Source organism: Bradyrhizobium sp. STM 3809 (assembly GCF_000239795.1).
Taxonomy (GTDB): domain Bacteria; phylum Pseudomonadota; class Alphaproteobacteria; order Rhizobiales; family Xanthobacteraceae; genus Bradyrhizobium.
Genome location: NZ_CAFJ01000355.1, coordinates 1 through 1435, shown reverse-complemented (window position 1 = coordinate 1435; position 1435 = coordinate 1). Strand labels below are relative to the sequence as shown.

Sequence of the window (1435 nt, the reverse complement as noted above, 5' to 3'; positions counted from 1 at the left end):
TGGTCCAGGTCCTTCCGGGCCTCCGCGTACTTGTCCCGCTCCTGCAGCAACGTCGTACCGCGGGCGCCCTGCTTATCGCCTAGGATTTGCTGCATGAGGACGGGGTTGTTTTCGGAAAGGATGCGATCGAGCAGCGCCCCGCCCCGAATGCCCTGCTTCGTCATATCGTAGTATTCGTTCGCGGACTTTGTCAGATTGCGCTGGTCCGTCTTGTTCAGCTTCTCGCCGCCTTTCTCGGCAGCGCGCAAAACCATTTCGCCGAACTTGCCGCGATCCGTCAGGATTTCGTCGCCGTTGTTTTCCAGCTCGCCGTTGATACCCTCAACCGCCTTCGCCGATAGCCGCTTGCCGAACGTCCGCGCGAGCTTGTCACTCAGGCCCTCGCCGCTGATGACGCCATGGCCCGCGAACTCGTCCATATTGATTCCCGCCTGCATCGCCGCTTCGCGGCCCTTGCGGGTCGGGGCCATCATACGCGCGTAGAACTGGCGGGCGAAGACGCCGCCTTCGGCGCCGGGAATACCGCCGCGTCTCAGCGCCATGCCCATTGCGAGGTTCTGCTCGGGGCTGACGTTGACGGCATTGGCGGCCGCTGCGCTATAGCGCGTATAGTCCAACACGTCCTCAAACTTCATGTTGGATTTCTTGGTGGCTACCGCCGCCATGTCGTTCAGGCGGGTGGCCTTGCGCTGAGCGTCCGCCACGCTGTCGAAATGGATGCCGTACTGCGACAGCATCGATTCCATAAGCTCGGCATTCTGTTCGGGTGTCACGCCCATGGCGCGAGCACCGATTGCGGTCGGACCCGTGATCGCAACGTTCGTCGCCGCGTCGTACTTCAGGCGGCCGAAGGTCTCATGCGCCTTCTGAGTGGCCTCGACGGAAGCGCCCCACTGCTGCGCAAGCTCTACCTGCTGCCGACGCAGCTTCGCCATCTCGGCTTCGCTGTAGCCCGTGCGCGCCATGATAGCTTGATCTTCGCGCAGAACCGGCAGCGCGTGCTTCACGGCGTCAAATCCGCCGTGCACCAGCTTCATGCCCGCGTAGCCCGCCACTGTCGCGGCGATGGCCTTGTGGGCCGCGTGCACCTGACCGAGCACGCCCACGTGCTTCTGCGCTGCGGCGGTGGCCTGGTTGAGGCCGCCGACGTATTTTCCCGCTCCCAATCCGCCGCCCTCGAAGGCGTCCTTTGCGAGCTTCTCGGCCTGCTTCAGCGTCGCCATCAACTCGCGAAGCTTCGGGCTCGCGAGATCGTTTGCACTGATCGTCGCCGTTACTGACGGGCCACTGCTCATCTACCCTGTCCTGTTTGTTCGCGCACCTTCTTGTCAAAGTCCAAGAACAGTTTCGCGTATCTGAATAACTTATGCAGCCGCATGGCCTCGACGCTTTGAACGTCAAGGCCGTGGGTCGAGATCAACCAACCGATCACGAA

General features: G+C 62.4%; 1 protein-coding gene. It reads right to left on the bottom strand.

What is annotated here, in order from left to right; translation table 11 throughout:
* On the bottom strand, nucleotides 1–1295 hold a 1295-nt coding region (locus BRAS3809_RS18780), incomplete at its 3' end, for a phage tail tape measure protein (protein WP_139017377.1).
* Nucleotides 1296–1435 lie beyond the last annotated feature (140 nt).